This is a genomic window from Clostridium intestinale (assembly GCF_035905475.1).
Classification (GTDB): Bacteria; Bacillota; Clostridia; order Clostridiales; family Clostridiaceae; genus Clostridium_T; species Clostridium_T intestinale.
This window is the reverse complement of the sequence record NZ_CP121166.1, coordinates 1,164,738-1,190,560: the sequence shown is the minus strand read 5'-3', so window position 1 is coordinate 1,190,560 and position 25,823 is coordinate 1,164,738. Positions and strand designations below refer to the sequence as shown.

The 25,823-nt window shown below is 30.9% G+C and carries 30 protein-coding genes and 1 pseudogene; all 31 read right to left on the bottom strand.

The features are described 5' to 3' along the window. Positions 1-5: 5 nt before the first annotated feature. Entirely contained in the window at positions 6-395 is a 390-nt protein-coding gene (locus P8F83_RS06200; protein ID WP_326513901.1) for an FMN-binding protein, read from the bottom strand. A 97-nt stretch (positions 396-492) separates the two neighbouring features. Next, positions 493-1,905 (bottom strand): HAMP domain-containing sensor histidine kinase, encoded by a 1,413-nt coding sequence (locus tag P8F83_RS06195; protein ID WP_326513900.1) that lies wholly within the window; start codon positions 1,903-1,905, stop codon positions 493-495. Then, the gene (locus tag P8F83_RS06190) at positions 1,906-2,610 is read right to left on the bottom strand and encodes a response regulator transcription factor (protein ID WP_326513899.1); all 705 of its coding nucleotides are present in this window, start codon (positions 2,608-2,610) and stop codon (positions 1,906-1,908) included. Positions 2,611-2,734: 124 nt separating this feature from the next. Then, a complete protein-coding gene (locus P8F83_RS06185) occupies positions 2,735-3,295 on the bottom strand; it encodes a hypothetical protein (protein WP_326513898.1) in 561 nt (186 codons plus the stop codon). Positions 3,296-3,456: 161 nt separating this feature from the next. Next, positions 3,457-4,257, bottom strand: a complete 801-nt coding sequence (locus P8F83_RS06180) for an HAD family hydrolase (RefSeq protein WP_326513897.1) — start codon at positions 4,255-4,257, stop codon at positions 3,457-3,459. 159 nt (positions 4,258-4,416) lie between these two features. Beyond that, on the bottom strand, positions 4,417-4,542 hold the full coding sequence (locus P8F83_RS06175; RefSeq protein WP_326513896.1) for a hypothetical protein: 126 nt from the start codon (positions 4,540-4,542) through the stop codon (positions 4,417-4,419). Positions 4,543-4,693: 151 nt separating this feature from the next. Further along, on the bottom strand, positions 4,694-5,035 hold the full coding sequence (hypA, locus tag P8F83_RS06170; protein WP_326513895.1) for a hydrogenase maturation nickel metallochaperone HypA: 342 nt from the start codon (positions 5,033-5,035) through the stop codon (positions 4,694-4,696). Between the two features lie 16 nt (positions 5,036-5,051). Beyond that, positions 5,052-7,733, bottom strand: a complete 2,682-nt coding sequence (locus P8F83_RS06165; protein WP_326513894.1) for an FAD-dependent oxidoreductase — start codon at positions 7,731-7,733, stop codon at positions 5,052-5,054. 24 nt (positions 7,734-7,757) lie between these two features. Then, on the bottom strand, positions 7,758-8,429 hold the full coding sequence (gene hypB / locus P8F83_RS06160; RefSeq protein ID WP_326513893.1) for a hydrogenase nickel incorporation protein HypB: 672 nt from the start codon (positions 8,427-8,429) through the stop codon (positions 7,758-7,760). 24 nt (positions 8,430-8,453) lie between these two features. Beyond that, positions 8,454-9,467, bottom strand: coding sequence for a DUF5692 family protein (locus P8F83_RS06155; protein WP_326513892.1), 1,014 nt, complete (start codon positions 9,465-9,467; stop codon positions 8,454-8,456). A 131-nt stretch (positions 9,468-9,598) separates the two neighbouring features. After that, positions 9,599-10,171, bottom strand: coding sequence for a TetR/AcrR family transcriptional regulator (locus P8F83_RS06150; RefSeq protein ID WP_326513891.1), 573 nt, complete (start codon positions 10,169-10,171; stop codon positions 9,599-9,601). 18 nt (positions 10,172-10,189) lie between these two features. Beyond that, positions 10,190-10,606: a YhfM domain-containing protein gene (locus tag P8F83_RS06145; protein ID WP_326513890.1), complete on the bottom strand. Its 417-nt coding sequence runs from the start codon at positions 10,604-10,606 to the stop codon at positions 10,190-10,192. A gap of 89 nt (positions 10,607-10,695) precedes the next feature. After that, the gene (locus tag P8F83_RS06140) at positions 10,696-11,136 is read right to left on the bottom strand and encodes a hypothetical protein (RefSeq protein WP_326513889.1); all 441 of its coding nucleotides are present in this window, start codon (positions 11,134-11,136) and stop codon (positions 10,696-10,698) included. Positions 11,137-11,496: 360 nt separating this feature from the next. Further along, entirely contained in the window at positions 11,497-12,042 is a 546-nt protein-coding gene (locus tag P8F83_RS06135; protein WP_326513888.1) for a GNAT family N-acetyltransferase, read from the bottom strand. A 357-nt stretch (positions 12,043-12,399) separates the two neighbouring features. Beyond that, positions 12,400-12,882, bottom strand: coding sequence for a hypothetical protein (locus tag P8F83_RS06130; RefSeq protein ID WP_326513887.1), 483 nt, complete (start codon positions 12,880-12,882; stop codon positions 12,400-12,402). A gap of 30 nt (positions 12,883-12,912) precedes the next feature. Then, a complete protein-coding gene (locus P8F83_RS06125; RefSeq protein ID WP_326513886.1) occupies positions 12,913-13,461 on the bottom strand; it encodes a GNAT family N-acetyltransferase in 549 nt (182 codons plus the stop codon). Between the two features lie 68 nt (positions 13,462-13,529). Further along, complete coding sequence (locus tag P8F83_RS06120) at positions 13,530-13,916, bottom strand: hypothetical protein (RefSeq protein WP_326513885.1); 387 nt, start codon at positions 13,914-13,916, stop codon at positions 13,530-13,532. Between the two features lie 56 nt (positions 13,917-13,972). Further along, positions 13,973-14,605, bottom strand: coding sequence for a hypothetical protein (locus P8F83_RS06115; protein ID WP_326513884.1), 633 nt, complete (start codon positions 14,603-14,605; stop codon positions 13,973-13,975). A gap of 196 nt (positions 14,606-14,801) precedes the next feature. Then, positions 14,802-15,808 (bottom strand): annotated as a pseudogene (pta, locus tag P8F83_RS06110) (phosphate acetyltransferase). Between the two features lie 24 nt (positions 15,809-15,832). Next, complete coding sequence (locus P8F83_RS06105) at positions 15,833-16,249, bottom strand: MaoC family dehydratase (RefSeq protein WP_326513883.1); 417 nt, start codon at positions 16,247-16,249, stop codon at positions 15,833-15,835. A 17-nt stretch (positions 16,250-16,266) separates the two neighbouring features. After that, a complete protein-coding gene (locus P8F83_RS06100; protein ID WP_326513882.1) occupies positions 16,267-17,448 on the bottom strand; it encodes an acetyl-CoA C-acetyltransferase in 1,182 nt (393 codons plus the stop codon). A 10-nt stretch (positions 17,449-17,458) separates the two neighbouring features. Further along, on the bottom strand, positions 17,459-17,824 hold the full coding sequence (locus P8F83_RS06095) for an SDR family oxidoreductase (protein ID WP_326513881.1): 366 nt from the start codon (positions 17,822-17,824) through the stop codon (positions 17,459-17,461). A 64-nt stretch (positions 17,825-17,888) separates the two neighbouring features. Continuing rightward, the gene (locus P8F83_RS06090; RefSeq protein ID WP_326513880.1) at positions 17,889-18,182 is read right to left on the bottom strand and encodes an SDR family NAD(P)-dependent oxidoreductase; all 294 of its coding nucleotides are present in this window, start codon (positions 18,180-18,182) and stop codon (positions 17,889-17,891) included. Between the two features lie 89 nt (positions 18,183-18,271). After that, positions 18,272-18,847: a TetR/AcrR family transcriptional regulator gene (locus tag P8F83_RS06085; protein ID WP_326513879.1), complete on the bottom strand. Its 576-nt coding sequence runs from the start codon at positions 18,845-18,847 to the stop codon at positions 18,272-18,274. Between the two features lie 64 nt (positions 18,848-18,911). Next, positions 18,912-19,727, bottom strand: coding sequence for an alpha/beta fold hydrolase (locus tag P8F83_RS06080; RefSeq protein ID WP_326513878.1), 816 nt, complete (start codon positions 19,725-19,727; stop codon positions 18,912-18,914). 24 nt (positions 19,728-19,751) lie between these two features. After that, positions 19,752-21,083, bottom strand: a complete 1,332-nt coding sequence (locus tag P8F83_RS06075) for an acetyl-CoA hydrolase/transferase family protein (RefSeq protein WP_326513877.1) — start codon at positions 21,081-21,083, stop codon at positions 19,752-19,754. A gap of 72 nt (positions 21,084-21,155) precedes the next feature. Beyond that, the gene (locus tag P8F83_RS06070) at positions 21,156-22,370 is read right to left on the bottom strand and encodes an ABC transporter substrate-binding protein (RefSeq protein ID WP_326513876.1); all 1,215 of its coding nucleotides are present in this window, start codon (positions 22,368-22,370) and stop codon (positions 21,156-21,158) included. 65 nt (positions 22,371-22,435) lie between these two features. Beyond that, on the bottom strand, positions 22,436-23,155 hold the full coding sequence (locus P8F83_RS06065) for an ABC transporter ATP-binding protein (RefSeq protein ID WP_326513875.1): 720 nt from the start codon (positions 23,153-23,155) through the stop codon (positions 22,436-22,438). A gap of 1 nt (position 23,156) precedes the next feature. After that, on the bottom strand, positions 23,157-23,945 hold the full coding sequence (locus P8F83_RS06060; RefSeq protein ID WP_326513874.1) for an ABC transporter ATP-binding protein: 789 nt from the start codon (positions 23,943-23,945) through the stop codon (positions 23,157-23,159). After that, entirely contained in the window at positions 23,923-24,933 is a 1,011-nt protein-coding gene (locus P8F83_RS06055; protein ID WP_326513873.1) for a branched-chain amino acid ABC transporter permease, read from the bottom strand. The genes P8F83_RS06060 and P8F83_RS06055 overlap by 23 nt, the downstream gene beginning before the upstream one ends. 13 nt (positions 24,934-24,946) lie before the next feature. Beyond that, complete coding sequence (locus P8F83_RS06050; protein WP_326513872.1) at positions 24,947-25,822, bottom strand: branched-chain amino acid ABC transporter permease; 876 nt, start codon at positions 25,820-25,822, stop codon at positions 24,947-24,949. Between the last annotated feature and the right edge of the window lies 1 nt (position 25,823).

The following is a 25,823-nucleotide window of genomic DNA, read 5'->3' as shown; positions in this document are numbered from 1 at the left end:
ATAAGTTACTTTCTATTTCTTTCTAGTGCATTTTCAATCGCTTTTAAAACAGTATGGCTTGTTAGCGTTGCACTAGATATAGCGTCAACTTCCAATGATTGTTTAAAAAATACATCATCTGCAATTTGTTGCACTTGTTCCATGTATGAATCCTTACGTTCTAAAACTTCAATACCTATAATTTTATGGTCTTTCATATAAACTTTAACAACAGCAAACAGTATTTTATTATGACATATTCCTACATATTCTCCATCAGCGATCGCATTAACATCAATGTTTTTAATATTAAGTCTTTGAGGACGTAACATAAATGCCGTGAAAACAAAACCTAAAAGTAATGTAATAACAATCGTAATTAAGAATGGAATTCCCTTTTTTAACTTTGAACTCATTTTTTCACCCCCTTAAAGAACAAAAAGGCTGATAGCTATTACATTTTCATAATAAGCTATCAACCTTAATATAACTTGCAGGTAACCTTAATTAACCTTAACTAAGGGGAAAATAGATTTTAAAATTCGTTCCAATTCCAACTTCACTTTCGACTGAAATATTGCCGCCATGTGCTTCCGTAATACTTTTTGTTATAGCAAGCCCTAAGCCTGTTCCAGCCATTTTCTTTTCTGTATTTGTTCCTCGATAATATCTTTGAAATAAATTATTGACTTCATATGTATTCATTCCGTTCCCATTATCTGAAATAATAATTTGAAGTGTATTATTAAATATAGTCACCCTTATAGAAATTTCTGTATCATTATTTCCATGCGCAAAAGCATTTATAATCAAGTTCTGAAAAGCTCTTGTCATTAGCTTGCGATCGAAATAGAACACAATATTCTCTTTCTCATAATCAAAATGAATTATGCGTTCCTCATATTCTGGATTGTTTAATACATCAATTATCGATTCTTTCAAAAAACGGATAAAATTCTGTTCTATGCACTGAAGTGGGACAATAGCATTATCTAGTTGGTATGTCAGCTTTAAATCATCAATCAAAGACTCCATGTAGGAAACATTTTTTAATGTTACTTTTGAATATTTCTTTATCAGTTCCTCTGATACAGGTTTATTTTCTGATAAGACTTCTGCATAGCCTTTTATTGGAGACAAAGGAGTTTTTAAATCATGTGTAATATTGGCAATCCATTCTTTACGCATTTTTTCTGTGTTTTCCTTTAGTTTATCACTTGTCTTAATTTCAGTATCTAAACCATCCAAACTTTCAAATACATCTTGAAAGATTCCTTTGCTCATAGCAGATGTATAGGAACGCTTCTCAATACTTTTTATTGATATTGATATACGGTTTATGATTTTAGTTATCCAGAAACCGTATATAACGCCTACCAAAAGTATAATTAAGAATACGACGCCTAAAAATAATAAAATAATTGTTTTTCCCGTTATAAATTTATCCCCATTCAAATACATCGTAATTTTTGAAATATTCATTGGGAAATGAATAATATATGTATAATTATTTTTATCATATGTTAAGTTACCAATAAATGATGTTGACTGGCTATCGTTTATGTGTCCTGTCTGATAAAGCTGTAAAAGGTCTGTGTCAGAATAAATTGTTTTTGCATTCTCTGGCTTTTTGCAACTGGTTATTTCCAATCCATTATAGTCTAATATCTGTATTCCTGCGTTATTTGTCTGTAACAATTCTAATCCAAACTGCTTAATTTGTGGTTTATCATCAACAAAAATAATCTGTTCATAGAAGTTCTCGGTAAACTCTTTAGGATAATTACTTCTCACAACTGTACCATCAGGTGTATTTACACTCACTACTGAAAATAGAAATATAGCAGAAAAGATAATGACACTAAGTAAGGCTATAAAAAATATTAAATAAATATGCAGAATAGAGCGGTATCCAGATTTTTTCATTTAATAAAGCCTTTTCTTTAATTTATATCCTAACCCTTTGACTGTAACCAGTCGTTTGGGAGTAGATGGTGTTTCTTCAATCTTTTCACGAATATGTCGTATATGAACCATAATAGTGTTATCACAAATACCGCTATACTCACCCCAGACCTGCTCATATAAACATTCTTTACTGATAATTTTATCTGCATTTTCCATTAAATACGATAATAGAAGAAATTCTCGTCCCGTTAAGGCAACTTCTTTCCCAGACTTATAAATTCGGCTACTGTCTTTATCTAGCGATAGACTGTCAACGATAATCATATCTTTTTCATCTAATTGTCTTATAGTCTGATATTGCTGACGGCGAAGCTGTGCTTTAATACGGAACACAACTTCTCGTGGACTAAAAGGTTTCGTTATATAATCGTCACCCCCGCTTGACAGTCCAAGAATTTTATCAATATCATCACTCTTCGACGATACGAAAAGAATAGAGCAAAAAGAAAATTCTCGAATTTTTTTACACACCTCTATGCCGCCAATATCTGGTAGCATAATATCTAACAGAACTATATCTGGTTTAAATTCCTTGCATAGCCTTAATGCATCTGAACCAGAGTAAGCCTTTTTTATAAATTGAAAACCGTCTTGTTGTAAAACTTCTGCGATTAAATCAACTATGTCTTTTTCATCATCTACTAATAATATCTTATTATTCATCTTTATCACTTCTTTCTACCTTTATTCTTTTATCTAAAGGTTTTTCCGCTTTTGAAGATAAAATTAATCCATAAATCCCCTTTTTAGCAACCCTTATTTAAAAATATTAAAGTTTTGCAGATACTCATTTCCAATTCTCGTTTAGTGAATAAATAACTTCATTAGAAGAATTATATAATTTTATATCACTCATAAAGATTTCTTCATCGTCTATTTTATTACTAGTTAAAATATAACTTGATTTATTTTCACCACTTTCTTCTATCGTCAATCCTCCTGATATTTCAACTACAGCTTTTTTAGTTTCTTTTTTTAAGTTTTCATCCATTATAATAATTATTGCATATGGATTTTTAGGTGAAATTCCAGCAACAAAAACGTTACTTTCTTTTTTAGAAACAGAACTCATAATATATCTACTTTGTACTTCTCCTTTATGATCTGAATATAAAGTATAAAATCCAACTTGATTGCCATTATAAAATGGTACGATAGTATATTCATTGTGTATATCTTTTTTATCCAAAAAGCTTATATTATTAGTTTCTATAAATTCCTGAACTTGAGAATCAGTTGGTGCTTTATATGCGTTAGAGTCAACCTTAGCTTTATAGTTATTGTAAAGTAATAATACTAAAATAGCAGTTCCTATTATTACAAACAACTTATATATTGCTTGCTTCATCTACATCCCCCATTAACTAAATTATCGCCTAAATATTAATTTAATGAAAATACATTAAGCTCCCACTGAATCAAAATGTGATTCTTGTCCATTTTTAAATACTTTAATATATTCATATTTCTTATCAGGGGTAATCTTAAATATCAACTTATGAAAGACTATTAAATTGCTTTAAATTTCTTTAAGGCTTTGGCTATTCCATCATTATTTACCGCATCAGTAACATAATAAGCTATTGACTTTATCTCATCTGTTCCATTTCCCATTGCTATTCCATGTTTTACAAGCTTAATCATTTCAATATCATTTTGAGCATCTCCAAAGGCAAATGTATCTTCTCTTGAAATTCCTAATTTATTAAATAAAAATTCCACAGCTGTACCTTTTGATAATCCAGGAAGATGGATATCCATTCTGATATTGGCTTCAACATAAGGATGTACACTCCAGTTTTTTGGTAGTTCTTCTTTAAAAGAAAGCATGTCCTCCTCTGTTTCAAATAGTACTGTAGACATGTTAGCATGTACATCTTCAATCTCCCATGATAAAAATGCATATTTAGGTTTATTTTTTGTACCTAAAAATAATTCTCTATGTTTTATATTCAAAGGATTATCTAAATCATTACTCCATGTACCATCAATTCCACTAAATATATATTCAGCATTATATTTTTTAGACAGGTTTATAATGTATTTTATATCTTCTACAGAAAGACAGTTATCATACAATACTTCATCTTTAAAGACGATATAATTTCCATTACAAAATATATATCCATCAAAATCTAAATTAGAGATACTTGTAGGTGCTTTTGATCTTGCAGTTGCAACAACAGTATAATTCCCTTTAGATCTAAATTCATTTAATGCTTTAACAGTACTTTCAGCAGGTTCCATCATTCCAGAAGGTACATCCACCATAGTACCATCAATATCTAAAAACGTTATCTTATTTGCCATTTCGTCACTCCCCTACATTATTAATATATATTAATTTTACCATAAGAAAGTGAATATTTAGTTTCTTTATTTGAAACAAGTACCTTCTATTCAATTAATAGTTAACTATACTATTTCTCTCTTAAAATAAAACCATTTGCCATCTACACCTGATAATTCCTAACCTTCTTTACCAAGTACATTTAGCTTTTCACTAATTTCCTTATTATATTTTTTCTTATCTGTTTTAAGTATACTACTTAACTCAATCTGAATCTGTTCAACTCTATACTCATATTGTTTCATATAATCCCCTCCAAAATATGGTTTAATTCTCAATAACTTAATTTTACAACTAAGCTTCGTTGAAAAGCAAGTAGCTATAAAATAAGCAGCCAATAACTTTTTATATGATTAGTTATTGACTGCTTAAAACTTTAGATTATTAATTCTTTTTTTAACAAGCAACTATCTCTTTAATATTAAATTCCCTTCCGCTTAATACATCAAAATCATCATTTCCACACTTCGGGCATTTATGGTTGCTCTCTAAGAGATTAAAAACTTTGTTGCATTCTTTGCAGATAGCATTACAGGGTAATACCTCTATTTCAAGTTTTGCATTTTCTAATATTGTTCCTTCTGCTGCCATGGGATAACAAGCTTTAATATACCTTGGAACCATAGATGAAATCTCACCTATCTGAAGTACTATGGTTTCTATTTTTGTTATTGAATTTTGTTTTGCAAACTTTTCTACAGTTTTAACTACTTCAATCATAACTCCAACTTCATGCAATTAAACTCACCTCATTCTACTTTGAGAAAACTGAACCTATAGATTTTTTAACCTTTTTTACTGCTATTCTTCCTTGACGTTTAATAACATGTTTAATGACAGTAGATTTCATATCCTTAAACTCTACTCCTGCACTATCATATTTTCTAACAAGACTAATAGCATCAAATTTACATTTGGTTGTACATATTCCGCAGCCTACACATTGATATTGATCAACAACAGTTGCACCACAACCTAAACAACGTTCAGTTTCTTTTTTTACTTGTTCTTCTGTAAATGTAACACGTAAATCCTTAAAGGTTTCTTTTGACTCACTTCCATCTACATGTAGAGCTCTTTGTCTAGGTAGACTATCATATCCATCTTTATCTAGGTTTTCTTTATCAAAAGCATGATATTCTCTTTCTCTACCTATAATTAAGTTATCTCCATGAAGATAACGATGAATAGATGTTGCGCCTTGCTTGCCTAATGCTATAGCATCAATTGCAAATTTAGGCCCTGTTACAGCATCTCCTCCTCCAAAAATATCTTCTTCTCCTGTTTGATAACTTAGAGACTGAACTTTTAGAGTTTTATTAGGATTTAATTCTAGTTTTGAATCCTTTAATAAATCTCCCCATTCTATACCTTGTCCAACAGAAATTAGTACATTATTTGTTCTAACTAGCTTAGTTTGATTTTCATCAAACTTAGGATTAAATCTATTATTTTCATCAAATACAGAAATACATTTTTTAAATTCAACTCCAACTACTTGACCATTTTCTTGAATAATTGCTTTAGGACCCCAAGAATTATTTATTGAAATGTCTTCTGATAAAGCTTCTTCAATTTCTTCCTCAAGTGCCGGCATCTCTTCTCTACTTTCTAAACAATACATACTTATATTAGAAGCGCCTATTCTTTCAGCAGTTCTAGCAACATCTATAGCAACATTTCCGCCGCCAATTACAACTGCATCACCTTCTAATTTTATTTCTTCACCTAGATTTACTTTTCTTAAAAATTCTACTCCTGTTATTACTCCTTCAGCATCTTCACCTTCAAGACCTAATTTCCTACCACCTTGAGCACCAATAGCTAAATAAAAAGCCTTATAACCAAGATTTCTTAGTTCATTAAGAGTAATGTCTTTACCTACTTCTACTCCCGTTTTAAATTCTACTCCTAGCTCCGTTAAAACTTCTATTTCAGAATTAACTATTTCTTTACCTAATCTAAATGATGGAATTCCAAGAGTAAGCATGCCTCCAAGCTTATTTTGCTTCTCAAATACTGTAACTTTATAACCTTCAGCACCTAAGAAGTATGCGCAAGATAATCCAGCTGGACCTCCGCCTATTATAGCTATCTTTTCTTCTCTTTGTGCTTTTTTATCTGGTACAAAACGATGCTCTGCTTTTAAGTCTTGATCAGCTATGAATTTTTTAATTTCATCAATTGCAAGAGGTTCATCTACACCTGATCTAGTACACGCACTTTCACATTTTCTTGGGCAAATACGTCCACAAACTGCTGGGAATGGATTTTCCTTTTTTATAAGTTCTAAAGCTTCTTTATATTTACCATAAGATGCCATTTTAACATAACCTTGAACTGCTATATGTGCTGGACATTCTGATTTACATGGGCTTGTTCCACTTTCTTCAACAACTTTTCTAGTTCTATAATTAAAATCCCATCTATCTTTTCCCCACTGAGTATCATAAGGGGTTTCTTTTTCAACTGGAGCTTTAATAGGTTCCTTAGTGCAAAGACTTAATCCTAAAGTTAATGCATTTGATGGACAATTCTCTACACACTCACCACAAGCAACACATTTATCTATATCTACCTGAGAAACATAATTGGAACGAGACCAATCAGGATTTCTATAAAGATTTGCATTTCTTAAACCAAAACATGAACAGCCGCAACAATTGCAAATAGCTAAAGCATTTCCTGGACCTGATAGATTAGGAATCTGATGCATCAAGCCTTCTTTTTCAGCTTTTAAACAAATCTCTCTAGCTTCTTCTTTAGTAACCTCTCTTCCTTTTCCTGTACGGATATAGTATTCAGCTGCTGAACCTAGACGTATGCAAATATCTTCAACAGTGTGACCACAACCTTCACCGATTACCCTCATAGAAGCACGACAAGCACAATCTGTAACTGCAAATAGCTCATGTTTTTCAATAAGTGTTTCTATTTCTTCATAGGAAGCTTTTCTTGTATCTCCATCTATAGCACTTTGGATAGGTATAACTCTCATTACACCTAAACCTACTGGAATATTTCCAGCCATTAAAGCACCTAATTTTCTTGTATATTCTTCAAAACATTCCGCAATTACTGGATACTTTTCTACGTTTTCCTTATTATCAACCATATATTCCATAACACCTGGAACAAAAAGTTCAAGGCTATACATGTCCACGCCATCTTCTTTTTCAACTTTAATAGATCCATCTACAGCCATTTTGTATAAAATTTTCTCTACTTCATTCTCTGGCTTGCCACAAAGTTTTGATACTTCCTTGACTGTTTTAGGCTTACGAATTTCTAAATAAAGTGCTATTTCAGCTTCCTCATCTGAAGTTACAGGTTCTAAAATTCTATACTCAGGATCTGTTGGTTTTACTTTTACTAACCCACCAGTAATACCAGCAGCAATTTTATTAGATAATTCAAGTACTTTTTTCTTTACCATATTAATACCCTCCCAAAATAACTGCTAATTTTCATTCCACATTTTCACTTCATTACGTATCCACTCTACCCACTCATCCATTCCTTCTCCTTTTTTAGCTGAGATTGGAATAACCTTAATATTAGGATTTAATTTTTTCACACGTTCTTTTACAGCTTCTAAATCAAAATCAAAGTAGTCTAAAGCATCAATCTTATTTACTAAAACAACATCAACAATAGAAAACATTAAAGGATACTTTAGAGGCTTGTCATCTCCTTCTGGTACACTTAAAATCATTGCATTTTTAGAAGCTCCTGTATCAAATTCTGCTGGGCACACTAGATTTCCTACATTCTCTAAAATTGCAAAATCAATTCCTTCTGTTCCAAGACCTAATAAACCTTGTTTTGTCATATCAGCATCAAGATGGCACATTCCACCTGTGTGTAATTGTATTACCTTAACTCCAGTTTTTGAAACTCTGTTAGCATCAACATCAGAATCAATGTCTGCTTCTAAAACTCCTATACTCATTTCATTCTTTAAGGCTTCAATGGTTCTTAAAACTGTAGTTGTTTTACCTGAACCTGGTGAAGACATAAGATTTAATAAAAAGGTTTTATCTTTCTTTAAATCCTCTCTAAGTAAATCAGCTTGTCTATCATTATCTTCAAAAACACTTTGTTTAATTTCAAGAATTTTATATTCGTCCATAAATATTTACTCCTCTACTAGTTATTAAGCTCTCATGTTATTTAATTTATTAACAACAACTTTATATTCCCCAAGTTGCTTAATTTCTTTATATTCGCTAAGGTCTGTATATAACTCTCCAAGATAAGGATTTCTTTTTGTTCTAACAAACTTATAAATCATATAAATAAATACCAATACATTTGCAGCTAAGGATGCTAAACTAAACGCGATTAATGGCAATTGATTATAAGATGAAGCAACTGCAAAGGCTCCCTTATCTATAAAGGCTGGGAAGGTTTGAGCAAACATACACCATATTGCTAAAGTTTGGGCACGATGTTGAAGCCATGCACCTTTTCCTGATGTAAAAGCACAAAGAGTTGGGGCTAAAAGTAAAGCAAAACCACAATACCATGAATGTCCTGGAAGACAGTTATAGGTATATGCAAAATTCCATAAATCATAGGCAACTATCCAAAACCAAAGCATATCTGGCCAAAGCATGTCTCTACTATTGTCATTTTTGGTTTTCTTTCTTATAGTAATTCCAAGCCAACCAGTTATGGTTATGATATTTAAGATTCCAGCTATAGCATTCATAAAATTCCATGGTCCACCAAGTACATACATGCCATCTGCTATACCGCCACCAGCATATTGAAAACCTACTTGAAAATCACGTGCAACAGCTTCCATTATGTTTATAGCAAGAATAAGTGGTGGGAAACATAAAGCCCATTTTTTATCTGCAAGCCTCCACTCCTTACCTGTAAACCTATTTTTAAACTTAAGATGTCTTATACACCAAAAACCAATACATCCAGCTGTAGCAGAATAAACTTTTGCAAGATGAAACCAGTCAGTATATGTAGTATCACTTAATACTGTAAACCATAAAACTGAAAGAATTACCGGTAATACAACAAAGCAAAATAATCCCACGTACTTATTTTTTCTAGCAACTTCGTTAAATACAAAAAGGGCTATAAATATTAATATCCATACTCCCCATACACTTAAAAAAGTAGCTCCTTCAGAGTAATTAAAAACAAACATAATCTCTCCCCCTAATAATTTGTAAAATCATTCCTTAGTATTAATTTTACATTTATAGCAATTAGTTTTTCAATAGACAAAAAAAAGAAAGTGTCTACTTTGAACACTTTCCTAATATATGAAACTATTAATTATTTTAATCCTTCTTTTATAAAGATATCTATAGAGCGAGGAATACTTCCTGTTATCATTATAAGAAGTTTTTTAAGAATAACCTCTGGTTCTTCCACCATGCCTTCACTAACCCAATCGCCTATAATCCCATTAAACACATGTCTATAAAAATTAACTATAAAATTTTTATCATTTTCATTTAATCTAACACCCATCTCAATTGAACATTCGTTAACAACACTACTAAGTAAATTTCTAGAAAGCTCAGATATATAAATATTAGCCTCTGACCAATATGAAGAATTATAAACATGCAAAATCATTTTAGAGTTTTTCTTAAAATAATGCATGGTAGCTAAAAAACCACCACCCCATGTTTCAAAGGTCCTATTTTGGGCAATTTCTTGTGATAATTCATCATAAAATATACATTTAAAAATATCCATGATATCACTAAAGTAATTATAAAAGCTCTGCCTATTAACATCACAATGCTCACAGATTCCTGTAACCGTGATTTTATCTAATGATTTTTTATTCAATAATTCTTTAAAAGAGTTAATTATAGCTGTTTTGGCATTTTGTTTCATAATCTTCTCCATAAAAATCTATTCAAGTTTCTTCCCTGTAAGTACTTCAAAAAGTTTATTAGATTTTTCCTCATTTAACTGAATATATTTACCATCAAATATAAGCGCAACTTTATTTCTATCTGGACTTATCCATAAAGAAACATTTTTGCGGTTAGATTTATCTTCATCATTGTTCATAAAATAAAATTGATAATCAGGAGGATAGGGCATATCAGCCTTAGCACTTGACCAATAAATTTTATTAAGAATATCTTTTACTGATTTTACGCTGTTAGGATCATTGATTTTACTGTAATATTCATATGTGCCAACTTTATCGGTTTGCTTCTCAACAATAATTATATTTCCTTCAAACTTTCTGCTAAAGAAATAAATTAGAACAATAACTAAAAATATTGTCAGTAAACATATATAAATAACTTTCTTTCTCAAATCTATTTTCCTTTCACAAGCAAAAATAATCTATTTGCATGTAATTATACCATATTTTTCATAATAAATATATTCAATTATGACTCTCTTTAATACTCTTTAAATTCTCCGCCTTCTTTTATATAGTAATAGTAATGATTTAGAGCCATATCTATTATTTTGTTTAATGGTATATTAATATCTTGGTGTAGTAGTTTTAATTCTCCCATTCTTCTTATTGTTATATTTCTTAGTAAATAACTTCTTTTACTTTGTCCTTCTTCTTCACTCATAACTCTTGTCAATCTATCAATATTGTTTGATGAACTCTTGGCTTTATTTTCATCATTAATTTTTATTTTCTCAACATTTTCTTCTTCATTCTGTAGCTCTCCATTATCTATTATTACTTTAGTAGTTTTATTAAGGGTACTATGAAAAATTTCTCTTTCCACATAATCATATGGTTGTATTATAGCCCAATCTTCTATTATGTCCTCTTCGGAAGAATCCTCAGCTGTGAACTCTGGATTTTCTCTTTTATCTGTCATATTAATAACCTCGCTATTTATTTTCTTTACTACAATTATATTCTTAAGGCGGAACTTTGGTTCTAAAGTTCTTATATTCTTATATTCTTTTATTCTAAAGTTACTATAATCTTTGGTTCTAAAATTCTTATATTCTTAGCTTCCAAAGTTCCTTTATTCTTCGCTTCTAAACTTCTTTTATTCTTTTACAGAAAAATTCCATATAGAAACCCTCTCTGAATTAAATCCTAATGCGCCACCAGCTTATCTTCTTGTTTTAGCAAAAAAACATTAAAGAAAGGGACTGACCCATTAGTAGTTCGGCAGTCCCTTGGAATATTTTATTCTTAAACCAATCCTCTTATCCAATTCTTTATTTCATCAAATGTTACTTTTTAACTTTTCCCACTCTGATTTTAGCATTGCATATTCATAGGTATCCATCCATAATGGTTCACCATTGTCATCTGTCTTAAAATAAACATTTTGCAATAGCAACCCTTCTCTTCTTAAACCTAAACGTTCAAGTAGATTCCAAGAATTATTATTTTTAGGACTACACTTTGCTATAACACGCCTAACATTTAGATTTGTAAATGCATAATTAATTAATGCTCTAGCGCTTTCTGTAGCATAACCCTGCCCTTGATATTTTCTATTAAATACATAGCCAAGCTCCCAGGTATCAAACTTTCCTTTAGAGAAGTACAAGTTTCCTATTAATTTTTCGTTTTCTCTTAAACAAACTCCATAAAAACTCTTATCACCTGATCTTCGTACAGCTTCTTCCTTAGCCTTTTTTTCATTAAATACGTGGTATGGTTCAAACTTAACCACCTCTTCATCTGATAGGTATTCATAGAGGTCTTGCCAATCATCTTTTTCAAATCTTCTTATAACTAGTCTTTCTGTAATTATATTTTCCATCTCAATCTCCTTAATTGTATTATAGGAGAATATCCCCCCTGTATTCTGTTTCTTTAATAAAATTTAATTCTTTCATGATAAAACCCCCTTTTACAAAAATTAAATTTGTTAATTAACTTATAAAATATAGATCACATCTACAGGGATATTATACCATTAATTTCAAATTTCTAGGAATATATATTTATATATATTTTTCTATATAGCTATATAACTATATATAGTATTTATGCGGCCTCAGGGGATTTTACAATTAAAAATAGGTAACTTAACGCTCAATAAATAATTAAAGATTCTTAAAAGAGTCTGTAACAAAACAATTATCATAATTTTGCTACAGACTCTTAATTAAAAATATTAAGATAACCAAACCTCTTTAGTAGAATTTTCTTTCCAAATTCCAAAGCTTTTATGAAATTTCACTTTAATTCCACCGCCACTTAAGTAAGTTTCTTTACTACTATCAGATATTGCCCAAGTGTTCTCTATTTCTATTGAAGCGTTTTGATTATCTATGTTAATGTTCTTAAAATTTAAATAAAGAAAATCCCCCTCTTTATTAGCTTTCTCTTTTATTTCATAAGGTGTCATAACTATTAATTTTTTGCTTAACACTTCAGGTGAAATTTCATTATCTAGATTCTCTGAGGATACAATGATATTCTCATAATTTTTTACAATATTATAATCTGGAAGCTCACCATTTTCTAAAGCTATTTTAATGGTCTTGCCTATTAATTCTTCTTTTGAATTAGTATCCTTTTTGTAAAAAAAGATAAATGTAAGGGTCACTAGTATAATAAATAAAGTTATTATTACTACTCTTTTTCTATTCCCCAAAATAAATACCCCCTATATACTTAAGTTAAGTTATAAAATGTATTCAAGTTGACAATCACAAGGCTCTTTCTCAACGTGCTTTTGGTCATACTCTACTGCTTCAACACATCCTAAGGATTTATAAAAAGCTTGAGATTCAACTGATGAGTGGGCAGAAATATATAGTTTTTTAGCTCCACGAGCTTTTGCCCATTTAGACGCAAGTTTAAAAAGTTCTCTTCCTATTCCATAACCCCTCATGTCTTCAGAAACATGGATACTTGAAAGGTTTATATAATCTCTATTCTTGCCTAAAAAATCACCATCGACTGATGTAAATCCCTTTAAGATCCCATCTGAAAAGGCACCGTATACCACCCCATCTGTATTTATAACACCTTTAAGACATTCAGAAAGGAAAGCATAGTCTTCTTTTCCCCATTCCTCAACAAAACGAACTTCCTTAATCACCCATTCTCCATCTATTTTTCTCCAACAATGAGTGACATTTTGATGACGCTTAAATTTATCAAAAAGCTCTATATTAAGTTCTTCTATTTGTATCGCTCTATAATTTATCTTATTCCTTAAATTTTCCATATGTTTTACCTCTCTAAAAAATACTATTTTATTGTCTTTCGCATCATTTGATAATTAACATATCTAGGTTAATCTTTAGAATATTTAGTAGTTTTTTCACTGTTAAAATATTCTATGGGTACCTCAACAAATGCAACCAGTTTTTCTGATTTAACAAATGCAATCATATTTATTGAATCAAGCTGTTCAATACTAAATCTTGAGTTATAACTCTTTACTCCATCAACTTTAAATATATTATTGGGATTTGAATACGGAATAAATATATACATTGTGTCCCATTCAAAATCAGTAACCTCTGAAAAATCTACATGTTCTGATTGTTTTATGGTGTCTACTATTTTATGTCTTAGGGCTGTATCTTCACTTATTTTCCTAGACTTTCTAAAATTAATAAACATAGACAGTAGTATAATTATAAAAACTAAACCCACAACAAGATATTTTTTCTTCATAAGTCCTCCTGTTATCTTTATTATGGTAATAATATCACATAATCACAATTAGTTTATTACTCTTTTATTACATTTAATTCGCTTACTTGTTTCTCACTAAAAAGCACAGTAACAGCATAGACATGATCATATCCAAGTTCTTTATATTTTTCTGGTGTATAAAAGTAGTCTACTGTATGCACAGTCATGGTATTACCAGAAGTTACCCCTTGAACAACTAAAGGAATTTCTTTATCGTAGGTAATCTCAGCTTTATTATCTAGAAATGAGCTGAGTTGTCCCATAGTTGAAGGCTCTTGTGGTTTCTCAGTTGAAAATTTAGTTGAAGCACTTGAATTTTCACTTAAAAAAGCAATTTTATATCCGTAAAAATAATTATTAAAGTTGAGACTTAATCTTCCCTTAGTATCTGTACATTCCTGACTTAATCTCCCTATGTTAGAATCCCATTTGTTGTCTTTTAATTCATATATGCTTATCTGAATAGATTGTACTTTATCATCTAAATTAAAATCATACATCATTTGATTTTCATAATCTCCAACCAATTTAACAATATCATCTTCTGATTTTGTTAATTCTGATTTTTGTATATATTTCTCTTTAACCTCAACTGGATTTTTAGCTTTACACGAAGTAAATATAAGCAAAGAAACAGCAAGCATAAAAACAGATAAAACCCTTTTCACAAAATTCCCCCTTTTACAGTTATACCAATCTATTCCATATACTATCAATTATACATAAAGCCAAGGTGATAATAAACCTTTATATACATAAAGGATGTAGTTAATTTGCTTTGAAACAAATATTACTACATCCTTAAAAATATTTAAAAAGGGGTTTGAGAAAAAGCTAATTAATTTAAAGTTTCTAATGTTTCTTTTAATTGGAGGTGTTTAACTGAGATTGTACCGAGGTTAAAACCACAACATTTACTATATCTTCTACTGAACAACCTCTTGATAAGTCATTTATAGGTTTATCAAAACCTTGACATATAGGCCCTATAGCCTCTGCATTTGCGAATCTTTGTACAAGTTTATATCCAATATTACCAGACTGTAGATCAGGAAAAACCAATACATTGGCTCTACCAGCTACTCTACTGTTTGGTGCTTTTTGCTTTGCCACTTTCTCAACTATTGCGGCATCTAATTGTAATTCTCCATCTATTAACAAATCTGGTCTTAAGGTTTTTGCAAGTTCTGTAGCCATTCTAACCTTTTCAACACTTTCATGGTCAGCTGACCCCATAGATGAAAAACTTAACATTGCAACTCTAGGTTCAATTTTACAGACATTTTTGCTGTATCAGCAGTTGCTATAGCTATTGCTGCAAGCTCCTTGTAATTTGGATTAGGATTTACTGCACAGTCAGCAAATAATAACATTCCTTCTTCACCATATAAAGAATTAGGTGTCATCATAATAAAAAAGCTAGATACTACAGATACGCCTTTTGAAGTTTTAATTATTTGAAGCCCTGGCCTTAATAAATCTCCTGTTGTATGAATAGTTCCTGAAACCATTCCATCTGCATCACAGCATTTTACCATCATAGTTCCAAAATATAATGCATCTTTTACTATGGCGTTGGCTTTTTCTATGGTTACTCCTTTGTTTTTTCTTATCTCATAAAATCTATCAATATAATAATTAAGTTTATCTGATTTTTTAGGGTCTATTATTAATATTCCATCTATATTAGCAGTCAAATATTTAGCTTTTTTTGATATATTTTCATAATTTCCAATAAGAATAGGATCGGCAACATTTAACTCCTTTATTTTGCTTGCTGCAAGTATAGTTCTTTCTTCCTCTCCTTCTGGTAAAACAATTTTTTTAGCATTGGCTTTTGCAAGATCATATAGCTTATTTAAAAGCTCCATTTCTTTCCTCCTATTGCTTGGGTATTATTTGGGTGGCATAACTACAGCTTTTCCCTTAACAACAATATCCCCTTTTTGATTTGTACAGATAGTTTCTAAAATTAATCTATTTTTTTCTTCTAATTTTTCTATAACTTCCACTGTTGCTGTTATTGTATCACCGAATTTAACTGGTGATGTAAATTTTAATTCTTGTGATAGATATATTGTTCCTGGACCTGGAAGCTGCATCCCTAAAACAGTGGATATATATCCTGCAGATAACATTCCATGAGCTATTCTTCCTTTAAACATAGTGTTTTTTGAGTATTCTTCATTAAAATGTGCAGGATTTAAATCTCCACTCACTCCTCCAAATAAGATTACGTCAGCTTCACATACCGTTCTACTATAACTTGACTTATCACCTATACTTATCTCATTAATAGTTTTACCTATCATAATAATCCTCTCCTTAATTATTCTCTTTCAACCAATATTGAAGTTCCCATTCCTCCACCTATACAAAGTGTAGCTAAACCTTTTTTAGCATCTCTTCTTTTCATTTCGTGAAGCAATGTTACTACTATTCTTGCACCAGAGCAACCAATTGGATGACCTAAGGCAATAGCTCCCCCATTTACATTCACTTTATCTAAATCTAAGTCTAAATCTTTAATAACTGAGATAGACTGAGCAGCAAAAGCCTCATTTGCCTCAACTAAATCTAAATCTTTAACTGTCCATTTAGCTTTTTTTAAAGCATTTCTAGTTGAAGGTACAGGACCATAACCCATAATTTCAGGGTCAACCCCAGCAGACGCATATCCTTTTACTGTTGCTAATGATTTTAATCCTAGAGCATCTGCTTTATCCTTACTCATTACTATAAGCATGGCTGCTCCATCATTAATTCCTGATGAATTTCCTGGAGTTACTGTTCCATCTTTTTTGAAAGCCGCTTTTAATTTACTAAGTTTCTCTAAATTAACATTTTCTTTTATATATTCATCCTTATAAAATATGATGTTTTCCCCTTTTTTCTTTGGAATTTCTATTTTTACTATTTCCTCATCAAATCTACCTAAGTTCTGAGCTTCTATAGCTTTTCTTTGACTATTAGCTGCAAACTCATCCTGTTCTTCTCTTGATATATTCCATCTCTCTGCTATGTTTTCTGCAGTTATTCCCATATGATATTTATTAAAAGCATCAGTTAACCCATCTTCAATCATTGTATCTATTAATTTTCCATTACCCATTCTTTGACCAAATCTAGCTGAAGGGACTATATATGGTGCATTGCTCATACTTTCTGTTCCACCGCATAAAATAACCTCAGCATCACCTAGCATAATTTCTTGTACAGCTAAAGTTATAGCTCTTAACCCAGAACCACAAAGTTTATTTAATGTCATACTTGGGACTTCAACTGGAATTCCTGATTTTACTGAAATTTGTCTTGCTATATTTTGTCCAAGACCGTATCCAAGAACATTTCCAATTAAAACTTCATTTATTTCTTCTGGCTTTATTTTTGCTCTTTTTATGGCCTCCTTAGCAGTAATTACACCTAAATCTACAGCGCTAAGGCTAGATAAACCTCCACCAAAACTACCAATTGGAGTTCTAACTGCTGATACTATAACTACATCTCTCATACCCATCCTCCTATAATCTCATTCCGCCGTTAACTGACAAATTGTGTCCTGTTATATAAGATGATTCATCACTAGCCAAAAATAAAACTGCTTTTGCTATTTCTTCTGGCTCACCTAATCTTCCAAGCATTGTCTTGGATTTTATATTTTCCAAAACTTTATCTGGTACAGTTTTCATAATATCTGTATTTATATATCCAGGTGCTATTGAGTTTACCCTTATATTCGCACCTTTCCTTGCAAATTCTTTTGCCCAGGTTTTTGTTAAACCTATTACTCCTGCTTTTGTAGCAGTATAATTAGTTTGTCCTACATTTCCGTATTCTCCTACAACAGAAGCTATATTTATTATTGAACCTTTTCCTTTTTCCATCATGTGTGGTCCTATTAACTGAGTTATATTAAATAATCCCTTTAAGTTAACATCCTACAACTAAATCCTACATTTCTTCAGTCATTTTTTGAATTAACGCATCTCTTGTAATTCCTGCATTGTTAACTAAAATATCTACTTTTCCAAATTTTTCTGTTATAGAATCAAAAAAACTTTTAATACCAGCTCTATCTACAACGTTTACTTCATATCCATAAATGTTTTTATTTTCGTATGGTAATTTATTTATATCAATTCCTATTACTGTAGCCCCTTCTTCTGCGAAGCTTTCAGCTATTGATCTACCTATTCCTTGAGATGCCCCAGTAACTAGGGCAACTTTATTTTCTAATCTTAACATTTTACTCCTCCATGAATGTAAGCTACTACTTACATATTGTTTTAAAAAAATTAATCCTTCCCATTGGAATAAGATTAATTATTTTTTTATTAAATTTTATATAATGATATGAACTGTCTTGCATGTTCTTTAACTAAGTCTTGCCATGAAATTTTTGTCATTGTGTTATCGCTTAAAAGTTCAACTGTAAATGCCCCTAAAAGGCTATTAATTAATGTTAAAGCCATCATTTCAGGCTCCCCTTTTACACGTTTTTCTTCTTTTAGTTTACTAAAATATTCTTCAAGAACACTTACTAACTTTCTTGAAAGCTTAAGTTTAATAAAATCTTTTTCATTGTCTGCAAGTTTCATTTGAACCTTATAAAGCTTGGTATTTTGAATAAATAATTTATAGATTCTCTCAGTTATTAACATAATACTATCTTCAAAACTTAATTCTTCTGTGTCATTTAATATATAGTCAACATGAGAATCTATTACATAATGTTCAGTTGTTACTTGAAACAAGTTACTCTTAGATCCAAAATGTCTAAAAATAGTTAATTCATTAACTCCAGCTTCCTCTGCTATCTGTTTAGTTGTTGTTGGATAATATCCCTGCTCAGAAAATAGCTTTAATGCCTCATGCATTATTTTTTTACTCGTATCGTTATTGTATTTCATTTTTTCTCCCTTTCAGCAGTTATGATTATATAGTAAGTATTCCCTTACATGCTTATTATTAATATTATACTATTTTTATTTCTTTCTTAACAGACAAATATCCTTTTAATATTCCAATAAATTCATTAGGTTTTTCATACATAGACGCGTGACCACATTCTCTTATCAATATATATTTTGAATTAGTAATATTTTTATAAATGTACTCTTGTTCTATTACTGGAGTTATAAAATCATGTTCACTACTTACAATCAAAGTATCTGTATTAATTTCATTTAATCTCTCTCTAACATCATATCCTTCAGCGCTTTGTATAAGTCTTATCATTGCCATAAGAAAATCTTTTTGGAAGACTTTATACAATATTTCTTTTCTTCTATTCATCCAGTCAATGTTTTTATTATAGAAGTTTGGAGAATATATTACAGGTATTGTAACATTATAAAAGGTTTCTGGATCTTTTGTTTCAGCTGCATTTATCCACCCTCTTCCAATGTCCTTAAGCCATGAATTTGTACAACTTGTGGTATTAAAGATTATAAGCTTATTTAAAAAATCTTTATATTTTAATGCAAACTGCAATGCAACTTCTCCACCATAAGATATTCCAAATAAATTAATCTTATCTAACTTTAATTTATCTATCACAGTTTTAACTACTTCAACTTGTATGTCTTGCTTATATAAGCTATCCATTTTATCAGATTTTCCTTGATCTAAAAAATCAAGAAGTATAACCTTATTGTTTCTACAAAGCTCTGGTATACAGAAACTCCAGCTCATATGTGACATCATTATTCCATTTAAAATTACAATAGGTTCCCCGTCTCCATGTACTTCGTAATAAATATTTTTCCCCTTATATTCTACAAAAGCCACGTTCCCACCTCCAACTAAATTTTTCTAAATTAACCCTAATTTTTTTGCACTTCTTAAAAGTTCCTCTTTAAACTTTGGGTGTGCTATATTTATTAATCTATGAACTCTTTCACTGATTGTAGTTCCTCGAAGTTCTGCTACTCCATATTCAGTAACTACTAAATCAACATCATTTCTTGATAAACTAACAGCTGCTCCTGGTTTTAAGAATGGAACTATTTTTGATATCTCTTCTCTTTCTCCAGTTTCTTTATTTTTAACCATAGCTGTTGAGTATAATGCTATAAATGAACGACCATTTTTTGATCTTTGTGCTCCAATTGCAGTATCAGCTTGTCCTCCAGTTCCGCTAAATTGAGTAGATCCTATTGACTCTGATGCACATTGACCAGTTAAATCTATTTCTATTGTAGTGTTAATAGAAACTTGGTTATCATTTAATCCAATTACATAAGGATCATTTGTCCAATACCCGTCCATTATCATAACTGATGGATTATCATTTATAAAATCGTATAGTTCCTTTGTTCCAAGTGCAAAAGCTGCAACATGTTTTCCTTTATAAATATTTTTGTTTTTTCCATTTATTACCTCTGATTTTACAAGCTTCATCATTCCTGTAGTAAACATTTCTGTGTGAATTCCTAAATCCTTTTTATCAACCAATGAAGCAGCAACAGCGTTAGGTATTCCACCTATTCCTAGTTGAATACAATCACCATCATTTATTCTATCTGATATAAGTTTTCCTATTCTTAAGTCTTTTTCATTTGGCTCAACATCAAGAAGTTCAGGAACATCATAATGTGTTTCTATCATATAATCTATATCTCTTATATGAACTTCAACATCTCCTAAGGTTCTTGGAAAATTATGATTAACCTCCAAAATTACTAAATCAGCTTTTTCTATCATTCTCTTTTCATACACATTACTTAATGATAGTGAAACATAGCCATGTTTGTCTGGTAGTGTTGCGGTTCCTATAAATATATTAGGCTTTTTATGATTTAATCTTTTTACTGCTGCTAAATGCAAATGATTAGGGATAAATGATATGTTCCCATTTCCATGAGCTTTTCTCATTGCAGCTGTATAAAACCAACCATCCATCTTAAAAGATTTATTGTATTTAGGATTAATAAAATATTCTGCCATTTCTATAGGTAGACAAGTAGTAACAGTTACGTCCTCCACTCTATCAGCAATTTTATGGAGGTTTCTTAAAATTTCTACTGGTTCTGCTGCTGCAAGGGCTGAAACAATAATATCCCCTGTTTTAATTTTTCTTAAGGCTTCCTCAATAGTTATATATTTTTCATTTATCACATCTTTTGATTTAATTGTTTGTAACATAATAAGACCTCCCTTAGGTTTTTATGCTATCAGCCAAAGAATTTTGACTGATAGCCAAAACATAAAGCTTATTTATTTTTTTAAGATATCATTTATACTCTTAAATCCAATATGTGGAGACCATCCAGTTGGGCTCTTCAAGTCCATTTTTGCTAAAGACATCTCTTGAGTACCTAGTCTCTTTCCACCAGCAAAATCTATACTTCCACCAAAAGGATTCTTTATTGGTTCTTTTTCCATAGCTTTTATATAGTTTTCCCAAGTAATTTCTCCATCAACTTTTTCTAAACCTTTTACAAAAAATTCAGCTGCTATCCAACCAGTCATAGCATAAGCATTAGCAGTAAAGTCTTCATTTGAAGCTTGTTTAACCCATTTTTGGAACTCGCCCATAGAAGGTGATGATACGTCAACCCATGCATTACCGTAAACTTCATATTTATCAGCTACATCTGCTTTTATTGCATTAACCATAGTCTTATCAACGTTTACATATGTGGTTATAGCTGGTTTTGTATTTCCTTGCTTTGCAAGTTCTTTTGCTATCTGAGGAAATGTACCTTGTATTCCAGCAATTATTATAGTATCTACATTTGAATTTTTAATCTTTGTTACAGCTGCAGAAACATCCTCAGCTCCTGGTGCAACTTGTTCACTTATAACTTCAATTCCACCAATGTTTTTAGCTTCTGCTTCAACTCCCTTAACTAAGTCTTTACCAGCATCATCATTAGTATAAATTACACCTATTTTATTAGCCTTAAATTCTCCTTTAGCCCAAGCTGCCATTATACGACCTTCCATTGGATATACAGGTTGTACTGGGAATATGTTATCTCCTTCACCTTTAGTTGCATTTTCGTTATAAAGAATTCCTGTACCTGTTGCAAAGTATACAGACGGTATTCCTATTTCTTTAAGATCATCTAATGTTGCTCCTACTACTGGAGTTCCAAAGTGACCTACTATAGCAAATACTTTTTCATCATTTACAAGTTTATCAAGTATTGCCTTTCCTTTTTCAGGATTAAATTCATCGTCTTGATGAACATACTCTATTTTTCTACCCTTAACCCCTCCACCTTCATTTACCATTTTGAAATAAGCTTCAATACCAGCTTTAAATGGAACTCCTACTGGAGCAAATGCTCCTGATGTAGCTATACTGTTACCAACTTTTATAGATGTTTCAGTAACACCTTGAGCAGCTTCCTCTTTTTTACCACACCCTGCAAAAACCATTGATAATGTAAGTGTAGCTAAAAGTAATGAAATTTTTTTTCTCATGAAAATTCCCTCCACATATTTAATTTATTTTTGGGCTATATATTAAGGATTACTCCCTAAAGACTTTACTCTCCCCCAAGATATGCATCTAATAATCTTTTATCTTGGATTAACTCACTTGCCTTTCCTGAAATATTTATTTCTCCAACTTCTAAAACATAGGCGTAATTTGCTATTTTTAGAGTTTGCAGTGCATTTTGTTCAATTATAAGTATTGTTGTTCCTTCTTGATTTATTTCTTTTACAATTTCAAATATATTTTTTACTATAAGGGGAGCTAATCCTAATGAAGGCTCATCTAAAAGAAGTGCTTTAGGACTAGCCATTAAAGCTCTTGCTATTGCAAGCATTTGCTGTTCCCCACCACTCAATGTTCCTGCTACTTGTTTTCTTCTTTCCTTTAATATTGGAAAGTATCCATAAACCCTTTCAAAGTTTTTTTCTATTTCTTTCTTTTTCTTTAGAGTAAAAGCTCCTATTCTTAAGTTTTCTTCTACTGTAATATCAGCAAATATCTGCCTACCTTCAGGTGATTGAACTATCCCTAATGATGTTATTTTCTCTGGTGATAAATTAGTGATATTTTTTCCGTAAAATTCTATACTTCCACCTTCTGCGTCTACAAGTCCAGATAGAGTTTTTAAGGTAGTTGTTTTACCAGCACCATTAGCCCCAAGTAAAGCAACTATTTGCCCTTCTGTAACTTCTATATCTATTCCTTTTAAGGCTTTTATGCTTCCATATGAAACGGTAAGATTTTTTATTTTTAAAGCTAAATTATCCATCTTACTCATCCTTTCCTAAATAAGCTTCTTGAACCTCTTTATTAGTTTGAATTTCCTTAGGTGTACCTTCTGCAAGTTTTTTCCCAAAGGATATTGCACATATTCGATCACAAATATCCATTACAAGTCTCATATCATGTTCAACTAATAAAATATTGCATTTATATTCATCTCTTATATTTCTAATTAATTTTGCTAGTTCTAAGGTTTCAGTGTCATTAAGACCTGCAGCAGTTTCATCTAAAATTATTAATTTAGGATTACTCATAAGTGTTCTTCCAAGTTCTATCTTTTTTAACACTCCATAAGGCTGCCCACCTGCAAGTTCTGCCTTTTTATCTTCTAGTCCCAAAAACTTAAGAATTTTTTCTCCCTTTTCAATATTGTTTTTTTCCTCTTTTTTTGCTTTTCTAGTTCTAAATGCATTTGAAAACAACCCTGATTTATAATCAATATGAGCTCCTATAAGTAAATTTTCTAACAAACTTAAATCCTGGATAAGCTCTACATTTTGAAAGGTTCTAACAAGTCCAAGCTTTATAATATCGTGAGTATTTTTTTCTACTAAATCAACATCTTCATTTTTTAAGCTTTTAAATATTACTTTTCCATGATCAGGTTTATAAAACTGTGTTATACAATTAAATACTGTAGTTTTACCAGCACCATTTGGTCCTATAAGTCCATATATTTCACCTTCATTTATGTGGAAGCTTAAATCCTCAACAGCCTTTAACCCACCAAAAGCTATAGATAAATTTTCAATCCTAAGCGTCTGCATTAAGCTCATTTGCCTTCACCTTCTTTTTATTAATATAGTTTTTAATGTCTTTTCCTATATAAACTAGTCCATGTGGATAAAATAGTATTACAATTATTATTAAAACTCCGGTGAATACATAAGCAAGTCCATCTATGCTTCCTATAACAGGTAACTGCTTTAATACTAATTCTGGAACTCCAAACACAATTATTGAACCTACAATTGGACCAGTAATAGTTCTTAAACCACCAATAACTATTACTGCAAGTATTTGTAGAGATAAAAGTAAATTCCATGTAGCTGGATAAGAAAATCTTATAAAATGCACATACAAAACTCCCCCTAAAGATGCATATACTGTTGCAATTGCAAATGCTGTAAGCTTATATTTTAGTAAGTTTATTCCCATAGCTTGAGCAGCTGCTTCACTAGCCCTCATGGTCAAAAGTGCTCTCCCTGTTGATGAATGTATAAAATTATCTGTAAGTATCATAACTAAAATCAATATAACAACAATCAATATAAAGCTTGTATCTCTATTAAAGTGGAACCCAAATATTTCTGGATAGGCTGCTTTTTTCCCTGAAAAACCTCCTGTTATATTGTCAAACTCTATAAATATCTTTTTAAATATCTCTGATACTGCTAAGGTCGCTATTGCCAAATACATTCCTGAAATCCTTAATGATACAAGCCCTATAACAAGGCCTATTATTAGAGGTACAAGTATTGATATTACAAGGGATAATAAAAAAAGTAACTTTAAATCTTGAGTTAGATATGCAGATAAGTAAGCTCCAAGCCCCATAAATCCTGCTGTACCTAAAGATATAAGCCCTGAATACCCTAAAAGAACATTTAATCCTATTGCTACTATTGCGTAAAATAATATTGTTCCAAAAGTAGTTATAGTTGAACTTTTTATAAGACCCATATCTTGCAAAAATGGTAATGATGCTAATATAATCCCTAGCAAAATATATTTAGTATATCTATTTTCTAAAAGTTTCTTCATATCTTTGCTCCTCCTATACCTTCTTTATTATTTTCTTTCCTATTATTCCATTTGGTCTTATAACTATAAATAGCAAGATTAAAGTAAATAGTATAGGTTCTCCCCAAGTTGATGAAACATAATATATAAGCACATTTCTAAAAAGTCCAATTATATAAGCACCAAGAACAGGTCCATAAAAGGTTTGAAATCCCCCAAGTACACAGGCTATAAGTGCATTGGTTTGTACATTATCCATCATTGATACGTTTACAGTAATAGCTGGTGCAAGCATAAGTGCGGCAAGTGTTCCTAAGGCTGCTGCTATTGCCCAAGCTCCCATAGTTACTAAAGATGTTGGTACACCCATAAGTCTTGCTGTTTGTTCATTAGAAGCTGTAACTCTTACAGCAAGTCCCCATTTTGTATTTTGTAAGAAATAAAATAGTATTGACATTATTATTAATCCAACTGATATATTTAATAATGCATTGTAAGATATGGATGCTCCCAATATACTTACCGTTCCACTTTCTATAAACTTAGGAAAATTTAAAGGAGTTGACCCAAATATCATTGGTGCAATACCTAGAAAAAGCATTATTATTCCAAAGGTTATAATTTGTTTTCCTACTGGAGATGTTTTTTTAGCTTTTCTAATTATAATAATATCTACTAATACTCCAGATGCAAAAGCGGCAATCATTCCTACTATAGCTGCTGCCCATGCTGGTAGTCCCATATGAATAAGCGCAAATGTTGCAGCAAAGGCATTAAACATTCCTATGGAACCTTGTGCAAAGTTAGTAGTTCTACTTGTTCTATAGATTATTATTATTCCAAGGGCAGCTAGGGCATAAACACTTCCAGTTTCTAAACTACTAAAGAATATTTGAAAAAATGTATCCATA

Excerpts from the sequence above, each read along its gene's own strand:
- P8F83_RS06200 (WP_326513901.1), bottom strand. The coding sequence starts at position 395 with ATGAGTTCAAAGTTAAAAAAGGGAATTCCATTCTTAATTACGATTGTT.
- P8F83_RS06195 (WP_326513900.1), bottom strand. The coding sequence starts at position 1,905 with ATGAAAAAATCTGGATACCGCTCTATTCTGCATATTTATTTAATATTT.
- P8F83_RS06190 (WP_326513899.1), bottom strand. The coding sequence starts at position 2,610 with ATGAATAATAAGATATTATTAGTAGATGATGAAAAAGACATAGTTGAT.
- P8F83_RS06185 (WP_326513898.1), bottom strand. The coding sequence starts at position 3,295 with ATGAAGCAAGCAATATATAAGTTGTTTGTAATAATAGGAACTGCTATT.
- P8F83_RS06180 (WP_326513897.1), bottom strand. The coding sequence starts at position 4,257 with ATGGCAAATAAGATAACGTTTTTAGATATTGATGGTACTATGGTGGAT.
- P8F83_RS06175 (WP_326513896.1), bottom strand. The coding sequence starts at position 4,542 with ATGAAACAATATGAGTATAGAGTTGAACAGATTCAGATTGAGTTAAGT.
- P8F83_RS06165 (WP_326513894.1), bottom strand. The coding sequence starts at position 7,733 with ATGGTAAAGAAAAAAGTACTTGAATTATCTAATAAAATTGCTGCTGGT.
- hypB (WP_326513893.1), bottom strand. The coding sequence starts at position 8,429 with ATGGACGAATATAAAATTCTTGAAATTAAACAAAGTGTTTTTGAAGAT.
- P8F83_RS06155 (WP_326513892.1), bottom strand. The coding sequence starts at position 9,467 with ATGTTTGTTTTTAATTACTCTGAAGGAGCTACTTTTTTAAGTGTATGG.
- P8F83_RS06150 (WP_326513891.1), bottom strand. The coding sequence starts at position 10,171 with ATGAAACAAAATGCCAAAACAGCTATAATTAACTCTTTTAAAGAATTA.
- P8F83_RS06140 (WP_326513889.1), bottom strand. The coding sequence starts at position 11,136 with ATGACAGATAAAAGAGAAAATCCAGAGTTCACAGCTGAGGATTCTTCC.
- P8F83_RS06135 (WP_326513888.1), bottom strand. The coding sequence starts at position 12,042 with ATGGAAAATATAATTACAGAAAGACTAGTTATAAGAAGATTTGAAAAA.
- P8F83_RS06125 (WP_326513886.1), bottom strand. The coding sequence starts at position 13,461 with ATGGAAAATTTAAGGAATAAGATAAATTATAGAGCGATACAAATAGAA.
- P8F83_RS06120 (WP_326513885.1), bottom strand. The coding sequence starts at position 13,916 with ATGAAGAAAAAATATCTTGTTGTGGGTTTAGTTTTTATAATTATACTA.
- P8F83_RS06105 (WP_326513883.1), bottom strand. The coding sequence starts at position 16,249 with ATGATAGGTAAAACTATTAATGAGATAAGTATAGGTGATAAGTCAAGT.
- P8F83_RS06100 (WP_326513882.1), bottom strand. The coding sequence starts at position 17,448 with ATGAGAGATGTAGTTATAGTATCAGCAGTTAGAACTCCAATTGGTAGT.
- P8F83_RS06095 (WP_326513881.1), bottom strand. The coding sequence starts at position 17,824 with ATGATGGAAAAAGGAAAAGGTTCAATAATAAATATAGCTTCTGTTGTA.
- P8F83_RS06090 (WP_326513880.1), bottom strand. The coding sequence starts at position 18,182 with ATGTTAAGATTAGAAAATAAAGTTGCCCTAGTTACTGGGGCATCTCAA.
- P8F83_RS06085 (WP_326513879.1), bottom strand. The coding sequence starts at position 18,847 with ATGAAATACAATAACGATACGAGTAAAAAAATAATGCATGAGGCATTA.
- P8F83_RS06075 (WP_326513877.1), bottom strand. The coding sequence starts at position 21,083 with ATGTTACAAACAATTAAATCAAAAGATGTGATAAATGAAAAATATATA.
- P8F83_RS06070 (WP_326513876.1), bottom strand. The coding sequence starts at position 22,370 with ATGAGAAAAAAAATTTCATTACTTTTAGCTACACTTACATTATCAATG.
- P8F83_RS06065 (WP_326513875.1), bottom strand. The coding sequence starts at position 23,155 with ATGGATAATTTAGCTTTAAAAATAAAAAATCTTACCGTTTCATATGGA.
- P8F83_RS06060 (WP_326513874.1), bottom strand. The coding sequence starts at position 23,945 with ATGAGCTTAATGCAGACGCTTAGGATTGAAAATTTATCTATAGCTTTT.
- P8F83_RS06055 (WP_326513873.1), bottom strand. The coding sequence starts at position 24,933 with ATGAAGAAACTTTTAGAAAATAGATATACTAAATATATTTTGCTAGGG.
- P8F83_RS06050 (WP_326513872.1), bottom strand. The coding sequence starts at position 25,822 with ATGGATACATTTTTTCAAATATTCTTTAGTAGTTTAGAAACTGGAAGT.